The following is a 21657-nucleotide window of genomic DNA, read 5'->3' as shown; positions in this document are numbered from 1 at the left end:
TCAGACGGAGAGTTGTTGTCGGGTCGCTTCCGGCAGCAGCTCTACGGCCTGTTTATAAGACGCATCCACCAGATAGTAAATTTGCGAGCCGGGCAGGGATCCATCCAGATAAACCGTGCTCCAGTGCGCCTTATTCAGGTGTTTGCTCGGCCTCACATCATCATGCTGCTGACGTAGCAAATCCGCCAGCTCCGGGCTGGTTTTCAGCGACGCGGCCGGGCGACCTTCGACCTCTTTCACCATCGCAAACAGCACATCTCCCACTTTTATCTGCGTGGCTTTCCAGTCGCTATGCACGCTCTGCTCCGCGCCAGGTTTACTCATGCAGTACTGAAGTAGCTCCGAAATTGTCATCATTATTCCCCTTGTAGCGTTGCGATAATTTTACGCGAACCACCGTGAATGCGATGTTCTCCCAGCCAGATCCCTTGCCACGTTCCCAGCAGTAGCCGCCCGTTGTGTACCGGCAGCATCAGCGATACCCCGAGCAGAGAAGATTTGATATGCGAAGGCATGTCATCTGCGCCCTCATAATCGTGCTCATAGGGGGCGTTGTCCGGGACACTCTTCAGAAAATGGTTTTCCATATCAGACCGGACAGTGGGATCGCAATTTTCATTAAGCGTGAGGGAGGCTGACGTGTGTTGAAGCAGCAGATGCAGTAAACCCGTTCTGACGCGCGACAAATCGCGGATTTGCCCGATGACTTCCTCCGTCACCAGGTGAAATCCGCGGGGTTTAGCGCTTAAGGTCAGGGTCTGTTGATACCACATGTGCTGCTCCGTTTAGAAAGATGAACCTTTCTAAGTGTGCAGCAAGAAGTCGAAAGGTAAAACCCGCCGCAGCGAGATTTGATTAAAAAAGAATCAAACTCGCGGCCAGACGCTTAATACTCCGAGTTAACAATCACCTCTTCGCCAAATTTTCCGGCCATCGGCAGCGGTCGATAGGTCGAGTTAGAGGCGCGTAACACCCTGATCGCTCTGGCTCCTGTATCCTGCGCCGCGGTAATGTCGTTATCCGAATCACCATAGAACACTTTGATGTTTTTCTTCTCCAGCCACTGGGTTTTGGTGTTTTGCCCTTCTTTGTCACCCGCAAAAATGACCGGGTTCATGTTGGCAGCCGGGATCTGGAAATCATCCTGCAGGGTTCTGGAGACGGTTTCTGTTTTGGTCTGACTACGACCGGTGACGAAGTAAATGCTGTCGCCGCGCTTCACATGCATGGCAATGACCGCCCGGGCGACCTCTTTCGGGATACTGTAATCGTCCCAGCCGTTATTCATCTTTTCCCAGAACGCCGGGTTCTTCAGATACGCTTCGCTGTCCGGCGAATACATTTTTTTGCCGCGCCAGAATCCCGGGCTGGAGAACAGAACGGTGTCGTCAATATCAAAGCCAACGGCCATGGGCGGGCGGCCCATCAGACTGTTTTCGATTTGGGCCAAGGATACCCAGTGAATAGGAGCCTGTTCGGCAAGAATGGCAGCGGTAGTGCCGGTGTAAAGCGGCGTTGGCGCAGAAGCGCGCGCGACGACGGCACTATTAAGTGAGAACAATAAGCAGGCGGCGCTGAGCGCCAGTGTGATCTTGCGCATATTTTCCCCTGAATATTCAGTTCGTTATCGTTTTATTTTGAGTGAATGGTCAAAAAACTATCCGACCATAACCCCAGCGGCAGGTGAAGAAAAGGAGTTTTTGATTATCAATCTGAAGAAAAAGAAGACGATCACAAAGCGAGACATCGACCTGAGTAGCCTGATGCCCTCACCCCGGCCCTCTCCCACAGGGAGAGGGAGAAACCATAGTGAGTACTTACATTACCGCAGCAAATGCCTGTGCCACGCGATGAACGTTGCTGGCATTGAGACCCGCGACGCACATGCGGCCGCTGGCAATCAGGTAGACGCCGAACTCGTCGCGCAGACGGTCGACCTGCGCGGCGCTCAAACCGGTGTAGCTGAACATCCCGCGCTGCCTGATCAGATAATCAAAGTTATGCCCCGGTACCGCCTCTTTCAGCACGTTGACCAGCTCCTGACGCATCGACAGAATGCGCTTACGCATGGATTCCACTTCGGCAAGCCAGCTAGCTTTCAGCTGTTCGTCACCGAGTACCGTCGCCACAACCTGCGCACCAAAGTTCGGGGGGCTGGAGTAGATACGGCGCACCGTAGCTTTAAGCTGGCCCAGCACGCGGCTGGCAGCTTCGGCATCTTCGCAGACCACGGATAGCCCGCCGACGCGTTCGCCATACAGGGAGAAGATTTTCGAGAAAGAGTTGCTCACCAGCACAGGCAGGCCGGCACTCGCAACGGCGCGGATAGCATAGGCATCGTCTTCCATCCCGGCGCCAAAGCCCTGATAGGCGATGTCGAGGAATGGAATCAGGTTGCGAGCCTTGAGCACCTCAATGACGGCATCCCACTGGTCATTGGTGAGGTCCGCACCCGTTGGGTTGTGGCAGCACGGATGCAGCAGCACAATGCTGCGCGCCGGCAACGTTTTCAGTTTTTCCAGCAGGGCTTCAACGCGCACGCCGTTGGTTTCGCTGTCAAACCACGGATAAGTCTCGACATTAAAGCCTGCGCCCTCAAAAATTGCGACGTGGTTTTCCCACGTCGGGTCACTGACCCACACGCCGGAATCCGGGAAGTATTTTTTCAGGAAATCAGCACCGACTTTCAGCGCGCCCGATCCACCCAGCGTCTGGATGGTCGCCACACGTTTTTGCGCAAGTACCGGATGATCGGCCCCAAACAGCAGCGGTGCAATGGTATTGCGGTACGCATTGAGCCCTTCCATCGGCAGATAGAGCGACGCTCCATGCGGGACCGCATTCAGACGCGCTTCGGCTTCGGCAACGGCTTGTAACTGAGGAATAATACCCTCTTCGTTGTAATACAAACCGATGCTGAGGTTCACTTTATCGCTGCGAGGATCTTCTTTGAAACGCTCCATTAAGGAGAGAATAGGGTCGCCGGCATAGGCGTCAACGTTCTGAAACACGCGATGGTTCTCCGGAATTCGATGAGGCAGGAGTTTCAACAATAAACCGGAAGTGGGAGAAGGTCGAGAGGATGTTAATAAAGTTGAAGTGAGGTTAATAACCTCACTTCACAGACGGTTCAGTCAAGGTATTTCATCGCCACCCGGGAGGTCAGGCGCGTGATAAGTTCGTAAGCACTCACTTTCGTGATTTCAGCAATGCGCTCAACGGGCAGGCCCTCACCCCACATCACCACATCATCACCTGCTTTATCCTGGGCGTCGGGTCCAAGGTCCACGCAAATCATGTCCATCGCGACGCGACCGACAATGTTGACCTCGCGACCATTGACCAGCACCGGTGTACCTGTCGGTGCAGCACGCGGATAGCCATCTCCGTAGCCCATCGCCACCACGCCAAGGCGCGTGTCGCGCTCGCTAATCCAGGTGCCGCCATAGCCCACCGGCTCGCCCGCTTTGTGCTCACGCACGGCAATCAGATTCGAGACCAGCGACATCACTGGCTTAAAGCCAAAGTCCGGCCCCCAGGGTTTGCTCTCCAGAGGCGACACGCCATAAAGAATAATGCCCGGGCGCGCCCAGTCAAAGTGCGACTGCGGCCACAGCAGGATCCCGCCGGAAGCCGCAATCGAGCGCATTCCCGGCTTGCCTTCGCAGAAGGTGTTAAAGATATCGAGCTGCTGCTCGGTTGCCCCACATTCAGGCTCATCGGCACGCGCAAAATGGCTGACGATGTTCACGGGCTGGCGCACGTTTTTGCACCGGCACAAACGCTGATAAAACGCCTCCGCATTTTCCGGGCGAACGCCCAGACGGTGCATGCCCGTGTCGAGCTTCATCCAGACGGTAACGGGTTCACTCAGCTCGGCGTTTTCCAGCGCGGACAGCTGTTCTTCATTATGTACCGCCGTGTGCAGATGCTGGTCAGCAATCGTAGGCAAGTCTGTGGCTTCGAAAAAGCCTTCCAGCAGCAAAATGGGTTGCGTGATCCCCCCCGCACGCAGGCGGAGAGCTTCTTCAAGACGGGCGACGCCAAAGGCGTCGGCATCGGGGAGCGTTCGCGCGGTCTCAAGAAGACCGTGTCCGTAAGCGTTCGCTTTCACGACTGCAACGAGCTTGCTGGCGGGCGCCAGTTCACGCAAACGTTGCAGGTTGTGTCGCAGAGCGCGGCGGTTAATGACTACAGTTGCCGCTTGCATTTGAATTCCTTAGAAATTACTCATCATCATATTGAGGACCGGCGTAGTTGTCGAAACGCGACCACTGTCCGTTAAAGGTCAGACGCACCGTCCCGATCGGGCCGTTACGTTGTTTACCAATAATAATTTCGGCGATCCCTTTCAGGTCGCTGTTCTCGTGATAAACCTCATCACGGTAGATGAACATGATTAAGTCGGCATCCTGCTCGATGGAGCCGGATTCACGCAGGTCGGAGTTGACCGGGCGTTTATCGGCACGTTGTTCCAGGGAGCGGTTCAGCTGCGACAGCGCCACCACCGGCACGTGCAGCTCTTTGGCTAACGCCTTGAGCGAGCGGGAAATCTCTGCAATTTCCAGCGTACGGTTGTCGGAGAGCGACGGCACGCGCATCAGCTGGAGGTAGTCGATCATGATGAGGCCGATACCGCCGTGTTCGCGGGCGATACGGCGCGCGCGGGAGCGCACTTCCGTCGGCGTCAGGCCAGAGGAGTCATCGATATAGATGTTACGTTTTTCCAGCAGAATGCCCATCGTGCCGGAGATACGCGCCCAGTCTTCATCATCGAGCTGGCCGGTACGGATACGGGTCTGGTCCACGCGCGACAGCGATGCCAGAGAACGCATCATAATCTGCTCGGAGGGCATCTCAAGACTGAAGATGAGTACAGGTTTATCCTGCAACATTGCGGCGTTTTCGACGAGGTTCATCGCAAATGTCGTTTTACCCATCGACGGACGCGCCGCAACGATAATCAGATCCGACGGCTGCAGGCCGGCGGTCTTTTTGTTGAGGTCGTCATAACCGGTGTTGACCCCGGTGACACCATCGTGCGGTTGCTGGAACAACTGCTCGATACGCGCCACGGTCGCGTCGAGCACATCGGCAATGTTTTTAGGCCCTTCGTCTTTGTTCGCACGGCTTTCGGCGATTTTAAAGACGCGGGACTCCGCCAGGTCGAGCAGGTCTTCGCTGGTGCGCCCCTGCGGATCAAAACCGGCTTCGGCGATCTCGTTCGCCACCGATATCATTTCACGGACGACGGCACGCTCCCGCACGATATCGGCATAAGCGCTGATGTTCGCCGCGCTTGGCGTGTTTTTTGACAGTTCTGCCAGGTAGGCAAACCCGCCGACGCTGTCCAGCTGACCCTGACGCTCAAGCGATTCCGCGAGCGTAATCAGGTCAATCGGGCTGCCCGACTCCTGCAGGCGCGCCATTTCGGTAAAGATATGACGGTGCGGACGGGTGTAGAAATCCTCAGACACCACGCGCTCAGCGACGTCGTCCCAGCGTTCGTTATCCAGCATTAAACCGCCCAACACCGACTGTTCCGCTTCAATCGAGTGCGGCGGGACTTTTAACCCTGCGACCTGGAAATCACGCTCGCGGGGTTCAGTCTGTTTGTTGAAGGGTTTGTTTCCTGCCATAGTGAATGGAGTTACCGAGATAAAGAGTGGGTCGAAAGATTACCATATTTTTCTTACGGAGGGAGCATGGCAACGCGCATTGAGTTCCAGAAACACGGCGGTCCGGAAGTACTGAAAGCGGTGGAGTTTACCCCCGCAGTGCCTGGCGAGAACGAAATTCAGGTTGAAAACAAAGCTATCGGCATTAACTACATCGATACCTATATTCGCGGCGGTCTCTACCCGCCTCCGTCAATGCCGAGTGGTCTGGGCACCGAGGCGGCCGGTGTCGTCATTAAAGTGGGCAGCGCGGTTAAGCATATTAAAGAGGGCGACCGCGTGGTGTATGCGCAATCTGCGCTGGGCGCTTACAGCTCCGTCCACAACGTTCCGGCGGATAAAGCCGCTCTGCTGCCTGGCGCAATCTCCTTCGAGCAGGCGGCCGCTTCGTTCCTGAAGGGGTTAACGGTTTACTATCTGCTGCGCAAAACCTATGAAATTAAACCCGACGAGCAGTTTCTTTTTCATGCCGCAGCGGGTGGCGTGGGGCTGATTGCCTGCCAGTGGGCGAAAGCCTTAGGCGCGAAACTCATCGGTACCGTGGGCAATGCCCAAAAAGCGCAGCGTGCGCTGGACGCGGGGGCGTGGCAGGTGATCAACTATCGCGAAGAGAGCATCGTCGAGCGCCTGAAAGAGATTACTGGCGGTAAAAAAGTGCGTGTGGTGTATGACTCGGTGGGCAAAGACACCTGGGAGGCGTCGCTGGACTGCCTGCAACGTCGCGGGCTGATGGTGAGCTTTGGGAATGCGTCAGGCGCTGTCACTGGCGTCAATCTTGGCATCCTGAATCAGAAAGGCTCGCTCTACGTGACCCGCCCTTCCCTGCAGGGCTATATCACCAACCGGGAAGAACTGGAGGAAGCCAGCAACGAGCTATTCTCGCTGATCGCCAGCGGCGTGATTAAGGTGGACGTGGCGGATGCGCAGAAATATCCGCTGACCGATGCGCAGCGTGCGCATGAGGTGCTGGAAAGCCGGGCGACACAGGGTTCAAGTTTACTCATTCCCTGAGCCCCAAAAAGAAATTGGGCTTCCCGTGGGAAGCCCTTTCTTTTTTTAGTTCGGCTGTATGTAGGGTACAGCTCGATGAATTCTGTAGCGGCAGCCATAGTGACAGATTCGATAAGTAAATCCTATTCTGTTCTAAGTAATGCTGCCGGGAAAGTTACAAGTATGTGACGAACCCCTCAATACCTTAGTAACGGAAGCGGTTATTGCGCTGATAAGTCGGCAGTTTTGGTGATTTAATCGCCCGTATCGCCCACACCACCGCAATGGCCAGTAATAACCACGGCAGCAGTTTGATGGTCAGGGCAAACAGTCCGCCGATAAACATCACCACCGTCGCCACGACGAGCGCAGCGAGAATGCCGAGCAGCGAAACGCCCGTGGCTAACAGCATGACAAAAAAGCCAATGACAAAAAGTAGTTCCAGCATGGTGCTCTCCCACGAATTCCCGAGTAATACAGTCTGTATTACAAGAATCATGCCAAAACTAAACCATTGTTCTTAAAGAAAAACGCCCCGCAATGATATGCAGGGCGTGGTGAATTTGACGATCTTTTAGCGAAAATTATCGCTTATCTGCGACCAGTCGCAGCGCATGTTCCAGCACCTCGATATCCGCACCGGCTTTATGTGCGTTCTCACTGAGGTAACGACGCCACTGCCGCGCCCCCGGTATGCCCTGGAACAGGCCCAACATATGGCGGGTAATGTGGCCGAGATACGTGCCGTTGCTCAGCTCGCGCTCAATGTAAGGATACATGGCGCGCACGACGGCAACCGGATCGGTATCGGCGCCGTCAACGCCAAAGATTTCACGGTCGACCGTCGCCAGAATGCCCGGGTTCTGATAGGCCTCGCGTCCGACCATCACGCCGTCCATATGTTCGAGGTGCAATTTGGCTTCTTCAAGCGACTTAATACCGCCGTTGATCGACATCGTCAGATGCGGGAAATCACGTTTAAGCTGATATACGCGCGGATAGTCCAGCGGTGGGATCTCACGGTTCTCTTTCGGGCTCAGGCCGGAGAGCCAGGCTTTACGGGCGTGGATGATAAACATCTCGCATTCGCCTTTGCCGGACACCGTGTTGATGAAATCGCACAGGAATTCGTAGCTGTCCTGGTCGTCAATGCCGATACGGGTTTTGACCGTCACGGGAATGGAGACCACATCACGCATCGCCTTGATACAGTCGGCAACCAGCTGCGCGTTCCCCATCAGACACGCACCGAACATACCGTTTTGCACACGGTCTGAAGGACAGCCAACGTTGAGGTTAATCTCGTCATAGCCGCGCGCTTCCGCCAGCTTCGCACACTGCGCCAGCGCGGCCGGATCGCTGCCACCCAGCTGCAAGGCAACCGGATGCTCTTCTTCACTGTATGCCAGATAGTCGCCCTTGCCGTGAATGATTGCACCAGTGGTCACCATTTCGGTGTACAGCAGCGTATGGTGGGAGAGCTGACGCAGGAAGAAGCGGCAGTGTCTGTCCGTCCAGTCGAGCATTGGCGCAATGGAGAAACGGTGTGCTGGGAAAGCGGTCTGGTATTCTGACAACATGGCGAAGTTTTAAGCATCTGGTGGAAAAGGGGCGCTACTATAGCACAAAGAAAAGCCGGAGGCGCAGCGCCTCCGGTGCACTTTAGAACGTCATGCTTAGCTGTGCCCCTGCGCCCCAGGTTTCGTCTTCACCGTAGAGGCCCATCAGGTCAACATGCACGGTGTTGAACGGCGCGAAGCCGACACCACCGGTAAAGACGTTGCTGTCGTTACCCTTCACGTCAGCGCGATAACCTGCGCGTACCGCCAGCCAGCTCAGCGGGGTTACTTCAGCACCTACCCCAACATACTGCGACGTATCTTCGCTCTTGAAACCTTTGGTTTCGGTCAGATCGCCATCAGCGGTCAGCGTAACAAGATCGTTGTGCCAGGCGGCGCCCGCGGTGACCAGCGGACGGATCTGGTAGGTGTCTTTATAGCTCACCACTTCTCCCGTACGCCCGTTGCGGATGCGGATATCCTTGCTGTCGATATCGCGTGACATCAGGTTTTGCCCGCTCAGGCCGACCGTCCAGTTTTCGCCAAAATCAGCGGCAATACCAGCATCAACGTTAAAGCCCGTATCGTCTGTACGGTAGCGGCTATCGTTCCACTTATTACTGTCGTAATCGTAGATGGAAGTGGTGTAGTTATAGATCCAGGTTTTTTGCAGTTTTGGCGTGACGCCAACAGAAACCGGGATGCCCCCGAGATCGAACTGACGGGCAACCGCAATACCGTAGTCGGACACAATCGCCGCACGGCCAGACGCCGTTGAGTTGAGGTTTTTGGTAATCTGATCCGTGCCATTCAGCGCTGCATCCAGAGCAACACCGGCCGCAACCACATCGCTTCGTTGAATACTGCGCAGATAATCAATATCTTGCTGGTCGATAGATGAGCTAACCCGACCATGAGCATAACCTTTGGCCATAAAGGCCACGGAAAGCACATCGTTAGGGATACTCACGGCAAGTCCTGCCCCTGCCGTTGCACGTGCAGTTTTACCCTTGAGATAGTCCAGTTCATCGGCAAGATCTTTGGCCGCGCCCTGGAACTGGTTGATCGAACCTAACGGATTGGTGATGACTTCAATAGGCGTAAGGTTATCAACCACATCCTTATAGTGATTGATTTTGTCGTTGATGGTATCAATCTCATCCTGAAGATTGTCTTCATCCGTCACCTGCACCCCAACGGATGGCAAAATGACCGTCACATCATCGTCCGGTTTTGCCTTTGCCAGCAGCGCGGGGTTGATTAACGCTCCGCTGCCATAACTGCCAGCGGCTACGCCCGTCCCGCCCATGGCGTCGCTACGTGATTCTGTCCAGGTATTGGCTGCTCCCGCCTGATTTGCCATAAACAGGGAAACAGCAATGCTAACCACCGAAAATTTAAAATGTTTTTTCACAGTATGCCCGTAATAGTTTGTTATTAGATAACCCCTGTCTGTTATCACCCAAACAGGAACGAACTATTGCTGTGAATAAGAAGCAAAAGACCCGCTATTTCTTTCCCTAAGTGAAATTCCTTTACGGCCTGTTGTAATTTGTGACGGCCTTCAATATTTATAGAAGAGGAAATTATTTTTTCACAGGTTTTCCATCATGCGGGCCAAAAAACTGCGGAGGATGGTCAACCCAGCGATCCTCCCGCGTGGCGGCATAGACCGGATTGAGCGGATAGTAGATGCGGTTGTGCTTCTTGTTGGCCTCGCCCACCACCAGTAACCGAACCTCTTCATCCGTGTTGTTGATAAAGGTATGGCAGACGCCAGTTCCGGCAGGAAATCCCACGCTGTCGCCGGGTTCAAGTTTCCACAAATAGCCATTAATCCAGGCTTCAGGATAGCCCTCAAGCACGTAGATAAACTCTTCTTCGTCACTCTCTGCATGGGGATAGGATGTCCGACGCCCGGGCAATAAACGCTCATGATGAATGCCGATACGTCGGAGGCCAAGGCTGCGGGCCAGCGGTGCACCGATAGAAAAGAGCTCATTACTGTCGGGGTAGGTGGCGTCATCCGGTCCTTCTATGTCGCGCCAGTGCTTAATACAGTCTGGTTTTTTCATGATGATATTCCCGATTTGCGATGCGTCAGGTATAGCACAGCCTGACGGATATCGGTGTTTTTACCAGAACATGATAAAGTGAGGGTTTTACGTCCCAGAACATCCGAGGTGCTCAATGGATAAGTCCACAAAAGAGCTGTTAGCGCAGGCCGAAAAGCTGTGCGCGCAACGCAATGTGCGCCTGACTCCGCAGCGCCTTGAAGTCTTACGTCTGATGAGCCTACAACAGGGTGCCATCAGCGCCTATGACCTGCTCGACCTGCTCCGTGAAAGCGAGCCGCAGGCTAAACCGCCGACAGTGTATCGCGCGCTGGATTTCCTGCTGGAACAAGGATTTGTTCATAAAGTGGAATCCACAAACAGCTATGTACTGTGCCATCTTTTCGATCAGCCCACCCACACGTCGGCCATGTTTATCTGCAACCGTTGTGGCGTAGTGAAAGAAGAAGCTGCGGAAGGCGTGGAAGACATTATGCATACGCTGGCGGCAAGAATGGGGTTTGCCCTGCGTCATAATGTGATTGAAGCACACGGGCTGTGTTCAGCGTGTGTCGAGGTGGAAGCGTGTCGACATCAGGATGAGTGTCAGCATGACCACTCTATTCTGGTGAAAAAAAAGCCGCGTTAGCAGCAAAAGAAAAGGCGGCCTAAAGCCGCCCCAGTAGGTTATTCAGCGTTACCAGCGGTAATCGTTGCGGGTTTCCCAGTCTTTGACTTCGTTTTCCGCCTGATCTTTCGCGTAGCCGTAACGTTCCTGAATTTTACCGACAAGCTGATCGCGCTTACCTTCAATGACGGTCATATCGTCATCCGTCAGCTTACCCCACTGTTCTTTCGCTTTACCTTTGAACTGCTTCCAGTTGCCGCCGATTTCGTCTTTATTCATCATCGTGTCCTCTTAGTTAAGCGTCGGGTCGTAACGTCCGTTACGTTCTTTTCTGCTGGACGTGATAATTATTGTAGTTAAGGATTCGGCGGTTGATTTCATATTCGGAATCTTTAACCATCACGATATATCGTGACGCGAAGGAAACCAGGTATTGTTTTGCCAGTGGCGGCGCCATATAAAAGCCAGCGACAGGCCACGCAGAGAGAGAAAGACCGCAAGCGCCAACCACAAACCGTGATTACCCAGCCAGGGAAGCGTCAGCAGCGTCAGGCCAAATCCCGCCGCCGCAACGGCCATACTGTTACGCATTTCCGCCCCGCGCGTCGCACCAATAAACATGCCGTCCAGCAGATAACACCAGACACCCACCACCGGTAAGATGACTTGCCAGATGAGATAGTGGCTCGCCAGTTCGCGCAGCGCAGGGAGAGAGGTCAGTAAGGCAACAATCTGTTCGCCGAAGCAGGCATAGACCACGGCAAACACCAGCGCTACCAGTCCTGACTGACGGCAGGCTGCCCGCCAGACATCATGAAGCTGCCCGCTTTCACGCGCTCCATACGCCTGCCCTGAATGTGCTTCAACCGCGTAGGCAAAGCCGTCCAGCGCATAGGCGGTAAACGTCAGCAGCGTCATCAATACCGCGTTGACCGCGACGATTTCAGGCCCCAGCCGTGCACCGAAGACCGTCAGCGCGCCGAAGCAGAGTTGCAGAAGCAGCGAGCGCAGCATGATGTCACGGTTAAGCGCCAGCAGCTTACGGATATTGCCGCGCCATGCGGTTTTCAGCAGCGCGAGGGAGATCCCGCGCATCGCCAGCACGCGCCAGACCATCCACAGCCCCATCACAAAGGTCCCGTATTCAGCAATCGCCGTCGCCAGTGCCGCGCCCCGCACGTTCATATGGAGGCCCATCACCAGCCAGAGATCCAGCACGATGTTGAGCAGGTTTCCCACGACCAGCAGAATCACTGGCGCACGAGCATACTGAACGCCCAGTAACCAACCCAGCAGAACCAGATTTGCCAGCGAAGCGGGCGCACTGAGCCAGCGGATTTCGAGAAAACGTCGCGCCTGCTCCAGTACCGCCTCACTGCCGCCAACGATATGGAGCGCAAGGTCAATCAGGGGATCACGGAGTAAAACGATTAACGCGCCCGCGCCCAACGCAAGAATCAGCGGCTGCACCAGCGCCCGCGCCAGACGTAACGGATCTTTTGCACCATACGCCTGTGCCGTGAGTCCGGTGGTGCTCATGCGCAAAAAGAGCAGCAGCATAAAGAGGAAGCTGGTTGCCGTCGCGCCAATCGCCACGCCGCCAAGATAGACAGGGGAATCGAGATGCCCAATAACGGCCGTATCGACCAGACCCAGCAAGGGCACGGTGATATTGGAGAAAATCATCGGCAGTGCAAGACGCCACAATGCCTTATCGGATGCCGTCAGCAGTGACATGAGAAACACCGGGAGTGGTCAATAAGGCAGGCTACAGCGGAACCGTAGCCTGTCAGGAAGAGATTACAGCCATTCACCGTTGCGAATCACACCGACCGCCAGACCTTCGATAGAGAAGCTCTGTTCGCGGAGATCGACCACAATGGGAGAGAACTCGCTGTTTTCGGGCAGCAACTGAACGGTGTTACCCTGCTTTTTCAGACGCTTAACGGTCACTTCGTCATCAATGCGCGCGACCACCACCTGGCCGTTCCGCACATCCTGCGTTTTGTGTACCGCCAGCAGATCGCCGTCGAGAATGCCGATATCTTTCATCGACATGCCGCTTACGCGCAGCAGAAAATCTGCGCTCGGCTTGAACATACCAGGATCAACCTGGTAGTGGCCTTCGATATGCTGCTGCGCCAGCAGCGGCTCACCCGCAGCAACACGGCCTATCAGCGGAATGCCCGTCTCTTCTTCCACCAGCAGGCGGATACCGCGTGACGCGCCTGAAACAATTTCAATCACGCCCTTACGTGCCAGCGCTTTCAGGTGTTCTTCGGCAGCATTCGGAGAACGGAAGCCCAGACGCTGAGCGATTTCCGCACGCGTGGGTGGCATACCCGTCTGGCCGATATGATCCCGAATGAGATCAAACACCTCTTGCTGCCTGGTCGTTAATGCTTTCATTCCGCCCCCTGGGTGTATATACAGTTATGCTGTGAGTATATACAGTCAAAGGTGAATTTGGAACCAAAAACTGCACAAAAAACCAGGGACTTAATTATTCCTCGAGGCTCATCGGAAATGTGACCAAAGCAGCGTGACCCAGGTAATGACTGCAGTGATAATCGCCAGCAGCACAGCGGCAGAACCCATGTCTTTCGCGCGACCGGAGAGCTCGTGGAATTCTGAGCCAATACGGTCAACAACGGCCTCAATAGCGCTATTGAGAATTTCCACTATCATCACCAGAAGCACGGAACCGATGAGAAGTACGCGGGTAATAGCATCGACATCAAGGAAACAGGCGATGATGACCGCGATGATAGCGGCGACACCTTCCTGACGAAAGGCGGCTTCGTTGATCCACGCTGCACGGAAACCTTTCCATGAATAGCCGGCGGCTTTGATGATACGCGTTAACCCAGTGGTATTATTGGCCATTAAAAGAACCTTTTATGAAAAAAAGCGTCAGTAACAGGAACTGTAGCGCGTTTCGCTACAGCCTGAAGTATGACGGGTAACAACAGAAATTTTGCGCGCTTTCTGTTATCCTTGCGCCGCAATTGCATTATTAACCAGAGGCTTTACATCGTTTATGTCCGGCTGGCCACGAATTTACTACAAATTACTTAATTTACCATTAAGCATCCTGGTAAAAAGCAAGTCTATCCCAGCAGAACCCGCGCTGGAATTGGGGCTCGATACGTCGCGTCCTATTATGTACGTTTTGCCTTATAACTCGAAGGCAGACTTACTGACCCTTCGCGCCCAATGTCTGGCGCATGACTTACCTGACCCGCTTGAACCGCTGGAAGTCGACGGCACGTTGTTGCCGCGCTACGTGTTCATTCATGGCGGGCCGCGTGTATTTACCTATTACACGCCAAAAGAAGAGTCCATTAAGCTGTTCCACGACTATCTCGACCTGCACCGCAGCAATCCCGATTTGGATGTGCAGATGGTGCCGGTATCGGTGATGTTTGGCCGCCGTCCGGGCCGTGAAAAAGGCGAAGAGAATCCGCCGCTGCGTATGCTTAACGGCATCCAGAAGTTCTTCGCGGTCTCCTGGCTGGGACGCGACAGCTTTGTGCGCTTCTCCCCTTCCGTTTCACTGCGCCGAATGGCAGATGAGCACGGTACCGACAAGATCATCGCGCAGAAGCTGGCGCGCGTAGCACGTATGCACTTCGCCCGTCAGCGCCTCGCGGCCGTCGGGCCACGACTCCCGGCGCGTCAGGACCTGTTCAACAAACTATTGGCCTCCAAAGCGATCGCCCGCGCCGTTGAAGACGAAGCGCGTAGCAAGAAGATTTCGCATGAGAAAGCCCAGCAGAACGCCATTGCGCTGATGGAAGAGATTGCCGCGAACTTCTCTTACGAGATGATTCGCCTTTCCGATCGTATTCTCGGCTTTACCTGGAACCGCCTGTATCAGGGCATCAACGTTCATAACGCCGAGCGTGTACGCCAGCTGGCGCATGATGGCCATGAAATTGTCTATGTCCCCTGCCACCGCAGCCACATGGACTACCTGCTTCTCTCCTACGTGCTCTATCACCAGGGGCTGGTACCACCGCACATCGCGGCCGGTATTAACCTGAATTTCTGGCCAGCGGGCCCGATCTTCCGCCGCCTGGGCGCCTTCTTTATCCGTCGTACCTTCAAGGGCAATAAGCTCTACTCCACCGTGTTCCGCGAGTATCTGGGCGAACTGTTCAGCCGCGGCTATTCCGTGGAGTACTTCGTGGAGGGTGGTCGCTCCCGTACCGGACGTCTGCTTGATCCGAAGACCGGCACGCTGTCGATGACCATTCAGGCGATGCTGCGCGGCGGAACCCGTCCGATCACGCTGGTGCCTATCTACATTGGTTATGAGCACGTCATGGAAGTGGGTACGTATGCCAAAGAACTGCGTGGCGCAACCAAAGAGAAAGAGAGCCTGCCGCAGATGTTGCGCGGCCTGAGCAAGTTACGCAACCTGGGTCAGGGCTACGTGAACTTTGGCGAGCCAATGCCGCTGATGACGTACCTGAACCATCACGTTCCGGAGTGGCGCGAATCCATCGATCCTATCGAAGCGGTTCGTCCTGCCTGGCTGACACCAACGGTTAACGGCATTGCATCCGAGCTGATGGTGCGTATTAACAACGCGGGGGCGGCTAACGCCATGAACCTGTGCTGTACCGCGCTACTGGCTTCTCGTCAGCGCTCCCTGACCCGTGAACAGCTCACGGAGCAGCTGGACTGCTACCTGGACATGATGCGCAACGTGCCTTACTCGGTTGATTCAACGGTTCCTGCGGCTACCGCCAGCGAGCTCATCGATCACGCGTTGCAGATGAACAAGTTTGAAGTCGAGAAGGATACGATCGGCGACATTATCATTCTGCCGCGCGAACAGGCCGTGTTGATGACGTACTATCGCAACAACATCGCGCATATGCTGATGCTGCCGTCGCTGATGGCGGCTATCATTACCCAGCATCGCCACATTTCACGTCAGGAGCTATTGCGTCACGTTGATACGCTCTACCCGATGCTGAAAGCGGAGTTGTTCCTGCGCTGGAGCAAAGATGAGCTGGCCGTTGAGCTGGATAAACTGACGGAAGAACTTCGTCGTCAGGGGCTGATCACCGTTGCCAACGATGAGCTGCATATCAATCCGTCACGCTCCCGAACCCTGCAGCTGCTGGCGGCCGGTGCGCGCGAAACGCTGCAGCGCTACGCCATTACGTTCTGGCTGCTGAGTGCGAACCCGTCGATCAACCGCGGTACGCTGGAGAAAGAGAGCCGGACGCTGGCACAGCGCCTGTCTGTGCTGCACGGCATTAACGCACCAGAATTCTTCGACAAAGCGGTCTTCAGTTCCCTCGTGCTGACGCTGCGTGATGAAGGCTTCATCAGTGATACGGGCGATGCCGAGCCAGAAGAGACGCTGAAGGTTTACCAGATGCTGGCAGAGCTGATTACGTCAGATGTGCGCTTGACGATTGAGAGCGCGACGCAGGGCGAATGATGTAAAAAAGCCGGGTGGTGGTTTCACCTTTCCCGGCCTGATGTTCTGCATAAGATGAAAAGATTAAGGCCCGGTCAGCGTTAACGCTACCGGGCCTTATTTTTGAGCCGGGTTAAATCACCGCATTCAGCTCAGCAACGTAAAGGCAATCATCCCGACAATCGCACCCGTCGTACCGAGGATGGTTTCCATCAGCGTCCAGGTTTTCAGGGTTTGCGCTTCGGTGGCGCCGGTAAATTTACCGAACAGCCAGAAGCCAGCGTCGTTAACGTGAGAGACCACAATTGAACCGCCCGCGATACAGATAGACAGCGCTGCCATCTGCGCACCGGAGTAGTTCAGCTGTTCAATCACCGGCATTACCAGACCCACCGCAGTTAAACACGCCACGGTGGCGGAACCCTGGATAATACGCACGGCCGCCGCCAGCACGAAGCAGGTTACCGCAATCGGCAGGCCCATTCCGGTCAGCGCTTCACCCAGAGCCGGGCCCACGCCAGAATCCACCAGCACCTGCTTGAACACGCCACCGGCACCAATCACCAGCAGGATAATACCCGCAGGCTGCAGCGCGGCACCGCAGATCTCCATCACGCGGTCTTTCGGCATTCCCTGACGCATCGCAAGGCCGTAAATAGCCACCAGACATGCCACCAGGATCGCCGTAAACGGGTGACCAATGAACTCAAACCATTCGTAGGCGGTAGAGCCCACCGGCACAAAACGCGCTGCGATGGTTTTCAGACCCACGAGGACCAGCGGGAGCAGGATCAGTGACAGACTGAAGCCAAAGGACGGCATTTTGCCTTCGCCCAAATGCGGCTCGGTGATGTCATCCGGAATGTGCAGCTCAACGTAACGGCTAATGAAGTTGCCCCACAGCGGGCCGGCAATGATCATTCCCGGGATCGCGGCGCACAGGCCAATCAGGATCATCCAGCCAAAGTCAGCGTGCATCTGGGAGGCCAGCAGCATCGGCGCGGGCCCAGGCAACAGAAACGCTGCCGCTGCCGCCACGCCCGCAAACAGCGGAATGACCAGCTTCACGAGGTTGGTACCGGTATGACGCGCCATAGAGAATGCCACGCTAATCAGCAGCACAACCGCCACCTCGAAGAACAGCGGCAGCGCGCAAATCAGACCCGCCAGACCAATCGCATAGTGCGCGCGGCTGTGGCCGAAGGATTTCAGCATCTTGACGGCAATCTGATCGACCGCGCCCGTCTCATGTAAAATCTTGCCAAACATCGCGCCCAGCGCGACCACTATCGCCAGGAAGCCGAGCGTGCCTCCCATCCCTTTTTCCATCGTCGCAGCGATCTTGTCGAGCGGCATACCGGAAAAGAGACCTGCACCAATAGAAACCACCATCAAAGCAACGAAGGCGTGCATACGCGCCTTCATCACTAAAAACAGCAGCAGCAATACCGAACCCACTGCTGTCAAAACTAGCGTTAATGTACTCAAAACTTACTGCCTTTTATTAATGACCTCGATGGTGCTGGCTACAACACCCTCCAGTGACTGATCGATATCAACCACTAAGACGTCTTTCTCATCTTCACCCGGCTCCTGGAGCGCGTCGAACTGCGTCACCAGCATCTGGGTTTTGAAGAAGTGACCTTTACGCGCCTTCAGTCGGCTTTCAATCACCTCGAAATCGCCTTTCAGGTAGATGAAAGAGAGGTTCGGGTTGCCGTCGCGCAGCAGATCGCGGTAGGTTTTTTTCAGCGCGGAGCAGACGATCAGCGAAACTTTGTTGGTACGCTGCATGGCGAATGCGGCGTCGTTCAGCGCCTGCAGCCACGGTTTGCGATCGTCGTCGTTCAGCGGCTCGCCGGAGGCCATTTTCATGATGTTGCTGCGCGGATGGAGGAAGTCACCATCAAGAAACGCAGCCTGGAGTTGATGCGCCACTTCGCTCGCCACGGCAGATTTACCGCTACCGGACACGCCCATCAGGACGTAAACGTGGTGATCATGATTAGTCGTGCTCAAAGGGTGTCCCTCAGTCAATTGTTACGGGTAACAGTTATCGGTAACATTGTCCTGCCGGGGCAAAAGAGAAGCAATATCCAAACGTGCGCGAAGTGAATAAGTGTGAGCTAGTTCAAATTTGTCAGCTCAAATAGATCCACCCGGTGACAAGGTGAAACCTAAATCTAACATCTTAGGCGTAACCGTCTCGCCACGAATGCGCGCCAGCAGGCGTTCTGCGCCAATGCGGCCCATACGTTCACGCGGTGTCAGCACGCTCGCCAGACGCGGCTCCATCACCTGGCCGATGTCATGGCCGTGGAAACCCGCAATCGCCATATCTTCCGGGATCTTCAGCCCCAGACGCTGGCATTCGAACGCTGCACCGACCGCAAGGTCATCGTTGGTACAGAAAATACCGTCCAGTTGCGGATACTCGCGTCGCGCCTGACGCATCAGCTCAATACCCGACGTATAGGAAGAGGACTGCTCAACCATTACGCTGTACGGGGTTAAGTTCGCGTCGAGCATCGCCTGCTCGTATCCCTTCTGTTTGATGATAGTACGTTCATCAAGACGCGCGCCCAGATAGGCGATATGACGATGTCCCCGGGCGATGATGGCCGCCGTCATCTGACGTGCCGCTTCGAAGTTATCAAAACCCACGGCGATGTCGAGGCACGGCGACTGGCTGTCCATCAGCTCCACCACCGGAATACCCGCCACTTCAATCATTTTGAGCGTGCGGGCGGTGTGCGTACGTTCGGTTAAAATCAGGCCGTCGATGTTCCAGGAAAGCATGGATTCAAGACGTTCTTCTTCCAGCTCCGGCTTGTACCCGTAGTGGGCGAGCATGGTCTGGTAACCAAACGCATCGGTGACGCTTTCAATGCCGCGAAGCACCTCGGCGAAAACCTGGTTGGTTAAGGAAGGCAGGAGGACACCCACCGCACGGCTGGTCGCATTGGAAAGAATATCGGGTGCGCGGTTGGGGATATAACCCAGTTCATCAAGGGCTGCGGCAATCTTGCCACGCAACGCCACGGAAACCTGTTCCGGGTTACGTAAAAAGCGGCTGACCGTCATTTTGGTCACACCGACGCGATCGGCGACATCCTGAAGTACGGGGCGTTTCTTTTTCATCGTCCTGAGAAATCTTGAAGTGAGAGATTTGCTCAGTTTATCACGGACAAAGCTCAACCTTCCCCGTTTAAAGGGAAGGTTGAGAAATTATTTAGACCGGCGGCAGGTCAAACAGCAGGATTTCACTTTCGCTGTCGGCATGCACGGAGAGTGCCTGTTCATCCCAGATCGCCAGACCATCGGCAGTGGTGGCTTTGGTGCCGTTGATGGACACCTCACCTTTCACTACCTGGATCCAGACGCGGCGGTTAGCGGCAATCTGATGCACAGACTGTTCATCTTTCGCCAGCGCCCAGCGGTACAGCTCCATGTCCTGATGCACTTTCAGGGAACCTTCACGCGCATCCGGGGACAGCACCAGCTGTTTGCCCTGTTTGGCGTCGAAGCGGCGCTGCTCATAGCGCGGCGTGATGCCGGTCTCTTCTGGAATGATCCAGATTTGATACAGGTGCAGTTTTTCCGTTTTACTCGGGTTGTACTCGGAATGACGCACCCCGGTACCCGCGCTCATGATCTGGAACTCGCCCGCCGGAACCTGCTCTTTGTTGCCCATGCTGTCCTGGTGCTCAACCGCCCCTTCCAGCACATAGGTCAGGATTTCCATGTCCTTGTGCGGGTGGGTACCGAAGCCCTGACCTGCATCAATCACGTCGTCGTTAATGACGCGCAGTGCAGAGAAGCCCATGAAGTTCGGGTCGTAGTAGTCGGCAAACGAGAATGAATGCCATGAGTCCAGCCAGCCATGATTCGCGTGACCACGTTCGTTTGCTTTGCGTAAATAGATCATTGTTTTCACCCTCAGTTCGTTTCGATGGAGTAAGTGTGGACGCAAACGTCCTGGGATCATAGAGGGTGAAAATTGACTCCTCTGTTCAAAAATTGTGAACAAGCGCAGAGGAGCCATTTTTGCTTATTTCGCGAGGGTGATCGTGGCAGGAGAAGCCTGTTCGAACGCCCGTTCGAGCAGTTCGAGGTTGGTAAGAACGTCAGATTCCTTGACGTAATTGGGTGCCCCGCGGGTCAGCGTTTCAAACAGCGCATCGTAGACGCGACCATAGTCGCCGGTTTCCGGCTTCAGCGCTTCTTTGACCGTTACGCCTTCGTCGTTGACATATTCCAGTACGCCCACGGAATCATCCGCCGCAAAGCCCGGTTCACCCGGCATAATGTTGGCCTTCAGACTCGTCTCCTGCTGGTCGATACCGTACTTGATGAACGAGCCACGGGTGCCGTGAACGATAAATTTCGGATAGTCGATTTTCACCAAATGGCTGGTTTTGACGATGGCTTTCAGGTCACCGTAGAACAGCTGCGCTTCAAAGGTATCGTCCGGGTTGGCTTTATTGCGCAGACTGCGAATGTCATACGCAGCGTGGTCCGGCCGGCCAAACAGGGAGATGACCTGGTCCATGGTGTGCACGCCAAGCCCGTAGAAAGAGCCATCCTGAGGCAGCCCGGGTTGGGTTTCCGCTACCGGACGGTAGTAATCAAAGTGACTTTCGATTTCCACAATGTCACCGAGCTTACCGCTTTCAATCGCTTTTTTCGCCGTCAGGAAACAGCTGTCAAAGCGACGATTCTGGTACGGCGTCACGGTTAGCCCTTTGCTTTTTGCCAGCGCGAACAGCGCTTTCGCTTCGGCAAGGGTTGGGGTGAACGGTTTTTCCACCAGCACGTTTTTGCCCGCTTCCAGCGCGCGTTTCGCATAGTCAAAATGGCTGTCGGCGTGGGTGCAGACAACCACCAGCTTAACCTGCGGGTCGTTAAGCACCTCATCGAGATCGCTGGTGAAATGAATATGGGAGTACTGCGGGAGTTGCTCTTCCGGCTTCGCGCGGCGGCGGAAGATGTGCGCGACGTGCCAGCTGTCTTTACGGTTGAGAACATACGGCAGGTGATAGCGGGTCGTACTTTTACCAAATCCAATAAATGCGCAATGTAGTGTCATGGCTCAGTCCTTTTGGAAGGTTATTGAGTCTAACCATAACAAAAAAAAAGCCAGCTAAAAGCTGGCTAAAGTAATACTGGAAGCAATGTGAGCAATGTCGTGCTTTCAGGTTCCCGTAGGGGTCTTCCTGAATGCAGAGCAATAATAATCATTCTCATTCGCACTTGTCCAATACTTTTTGCAAAAAATAGCGGTTGACTCAAATTTTAAAGTCAATGA

Annotated in this window: 22 protein-coding genes; 3 read left to right on the top strand and 19 right to left on the bottom strand. The window is 55.0% G+C overall.

What is annotated here, in order from left to right; genetic code table 11:
• From L383_RS03970 to dnaB, 6 genes are all read right to left on the bottom strand, one after another.
• Complete coding sequence (locus tag L383_RS03970) at positions 1–354, bottom strand: MmcQ/YjbR family DNA-binding protein (RefSeq protein WP_014882150.1); 354 nt, start codon at positions 352–354, stop codon at positions 1–3.
• A 2-nt stretch (positions 355–356) separates the two neighbouring features.
• Positions 357–773 (bottom strand): secondary thiamine-phosphate synthase enzyme YjbQ, encoded by a 417-nt coding sequence (locus tag L383_RS03975; protein WP_014882149.1) that lies wholly within the window; start codon positions 771–773, stop codon positions 357–359.
• A gap of 113 nt (positions 774–886) precedes the next feature.
• Positions 887–1600 (bottom strand): acid phosphatase AphA, encoded by a 714-nt coding sequence (aphA, locus tag L383_RS03980; protein ID WP_023331802.1) that lies wholly within the window; start codon positions 1598–1600, stop codon positions 887–889.
• A 217-nt stretch (positions 1601–1817) separates the two neighbouring features.
• Entirely contained in the window at positions 1818–3011 is a 1194-nt protein-coding gene (gene tyrB, locus L383_RS03985; RefSeq protein ID WP_014882147.1) for an aromatic amino acid transaminase, read from the bottom strand.
• Between the two features lie 119 nt (positions 3012–3130).
• Positions 3131–4210 (bottom strand): alanine racemase, encoded by a 1080-nt coding sequence (alr, locus tag L383_RS03990; protein ID WP_014882146.1) that lies wholly within the window; start codon positions 4208–4210, stop codon positions 3131–3133.
• A gap of 16 nt (positions 4211–4226) precedes the next feature.
• Positions 4227–5639 (bottom strand): replicative DNA helicase, encoded by a 1413-nt coding sequence (gene dnaB / locus L383_RS03995; protein ID WP_008503375.1) that lies wholly within the window; start codon positions 5637–5639, stop codon positions 4227–4229.
• Positions 5640–5705: 66 nt separating this feature from the next.
• Between dnaB and L383_RS04000 the strand changes: the two genes are divergently transcribed.
• Complete coding sequence (locus tag L383_RS04000; protein WP_023331801.1) at positions 5706–6689, top strand: quinone oxidoreductase; 984 nt, start codon at positions 5706–5708, stop codon at positions 6687–6689.
• Positions 6690–6873: 184 nt separating this feature from the next.
• Here the strand turns inward: L383_RS04000 and pspG are convergent, their stop codons facing one another.
• The 4 genes from pspG to L383_RS04020 all read right to left on the bottom strand — a co-directional run bounded on the left by pspG (position 6874) and on the right by L383_RS04020 (position 10302).
• Positions 6874–7116, bottom strand: a complete 243-nt coding sequence (gene pspG / locus L383_RS04005; protein WP_014882144.1) for an envelope stress response protein PspG — start codon at positions 7114–7116, stop codon at positions 6874–6876.
• A gap of 136 nt (positions 7117–7252) precedes the next feature.
• Entirely contained in the window at positions 7253–8248 is a 996-nt protein-coding gene (gene dusA, locus L383_RS04010; protein ID WP_023331800.1) for a tRNA dihydrouridine(20/20a) synthase DusA, read from the bottom strand.
• 82 nt (positions 8249–8330) lie between these two features.
• The gene (traF, locus tag L383_RS04015; protein WP_176602214.1) at positions 8331–9590 is read right to left on the bottom strand and encodes a conjugal transfer protein TraF; all 1260 of its coding nucleotides are present in this window, start codon (positions 9588–9590) and stop codon (positions 8331–8333) included.
• A gap of 223 nt (positions 9591–9813) precedes the next feature.
• Positions 9814–10302: a cupin domain-containing protein gene (locus L383_RS04020; protein WP_014882141.1), complete on the bottom strand. Its 489-nt coding sequence runs from the start codon at positions 10300–10302 to the stop codon at positions 9814–9816.
• A gap of 115 nt (positions 10303–10417) precedes the next feature.
• Between L383_RS04020 and zur the strand changes: the two genes are divergently transcribed.
• Positions 10418–10930: a zinc uptake transcriptional repressor Zur gene (zur, locus tag L383_RS04025; protein WP_023331798.1), complete on the top strand. Its 513-nt coding sequence runs from the start codon at positions 10418–10420 to the stop codon at positions 10928–10930.
• A gap of 48 nt (positions 10931–10978) precedes the next feature.
• On the opposite strand, the gene L383_RS04030 is transcribed toward zur, so the two are convergent.
• The 4 genes from L383_RS04030 to L383_RS04045 form a co-directional block, all read right to left on the bottom strand.
• Complete coding sequence (locus L383_RS04030; protein WP_014882139.1) at positions 10979–11188, bottom strand: CsbD family protein; 210 nt, start codon at positions 11186–11188, stop codon at positions 10979–10981.
• Between the two features lie 120 nt (positions 11189–11308).
• Positions 11309–12646, bottom strand: a complete 1338-nt coding sequence (gene dinF / locus L383_RS04035; protein WP_014882138.1) for an MATE family efflux transporter DinF — start codon at positions 12644–12646, stop codon at positions 11309–11311.
• Positions 12647–12709: 63 nt separating this feature from the next.
• Complete coding sequence (lexA, locus tag L383_RS04040) at positions 12710–13318, bottom strand: transcriptional repressor LexA (protein ID WP_014882137.1); 609 nt, start codon at positions 13316–13318, stop codon at positions 12710–12712.
• A gap of 108 nt (positions 13319–13426) precedes the next feature.
• A complete protein-coding gene (locus L383_RS04045) occupies positions 13427–13795 on the bottom strand; it encodes a diacylglycerol kinase (protein ID WP_014882136.1) in 369 nt (122 codons plus the stop codon).
• 154 nt (positions 13796–13949) lie between these two features.
• Between L383_RS04045 and plsB the strand changes: the two genes are divergently transcribed.
• Positions 13950–16370: a glycerol-3-phosphate 1-O-acyltransferase PlsB gene (gene plsB / locus L383_RS04050; RefSeq protein WP_014882135.1), complete on the top strand. Its 2421-nt coding sequence runs from the start codon at positions 13950–13952 to the stop codon at positions 16368–16370.
• Between the two features lie 126 nt (positions 16371–16496).
• Here the strand turns inward: plsB and gntU are convergent, their stop codons facing one another.
• The 5 genes from gntU to L383_RS04075 form a co-directional block, all read right to left on the bottom strand.
• Complete coding sequence (gene gntU, locus L383_RS04055; protein WP_014833577.1) at positions 16497–17837, bottom strand: gluconate transporter; 1341 nt, start codon at positions 17835–17837, stop codon at positions 16497–16499.
• Positions 17838–17840: 3 nt separating this feature from the next.
• Positions 17841–18368: a gluconokinase gene (gene gntK / locus L383_RS04060; RefSeq protein ID WP_014882134.1), complete on the bottom strand. Its 528-nt coding sequence runs from the start codon at positions 18366–18368 to the stop codon at positions 17841–17843.
• A gap of 126 nt (positions 18369–18494) precedes the next feature.
• Entirely contained in the window at positions 18495–19490 is a 996-nt protein-coding gene (gene gntR / locus L383_RS04065; RefSeq protein ID WP_014882133.1) for a gluconate operon transcriptional repressor GntR, read from the bottom strand.
• A 91-nt stretch (positions 19491–19581) separates the two neighbouring features.
• On the bottom strand, positions 19582–20277 hold the full coding sequence (locus tag L383_RS04070; RefSeq protein WP_000639796.1) for a pirin family protein: 696 nt from the start codon (positions 20275–20277) through the stop codon (positions 19582–19584).
• A gap of 123 nt (positions 20278–20400) precedes the next feature.
• Positions 20401–21438, bottom strand: a complete 1038-nt coding sequence (locus tag L383_RS04075; RefSeq protein ID WP_014882132.1) for an oxidoreductase — start codon at positions 21436–21438, stop codon at positions 20401–20403.
• Between the last annotated feature and the right edge of the window lie 219 nt (positions 21439–21657).

This window comes from Enterobacter sp. MGH 37 (assembly GCF_000534515.1).
GTDB classification, from domain to species: Bacteria; Pseudomonadota; Gammaproteobacteria; order Enterobacterales; family Enterobacteriaceae; genus Enterobacter; species Enterobacter kobei.
The sequence above is the reverse complement of the archived record's forward strand: the minus strand, read 5'-3'. Positions and strand labels throughout refer to the sequence as shown.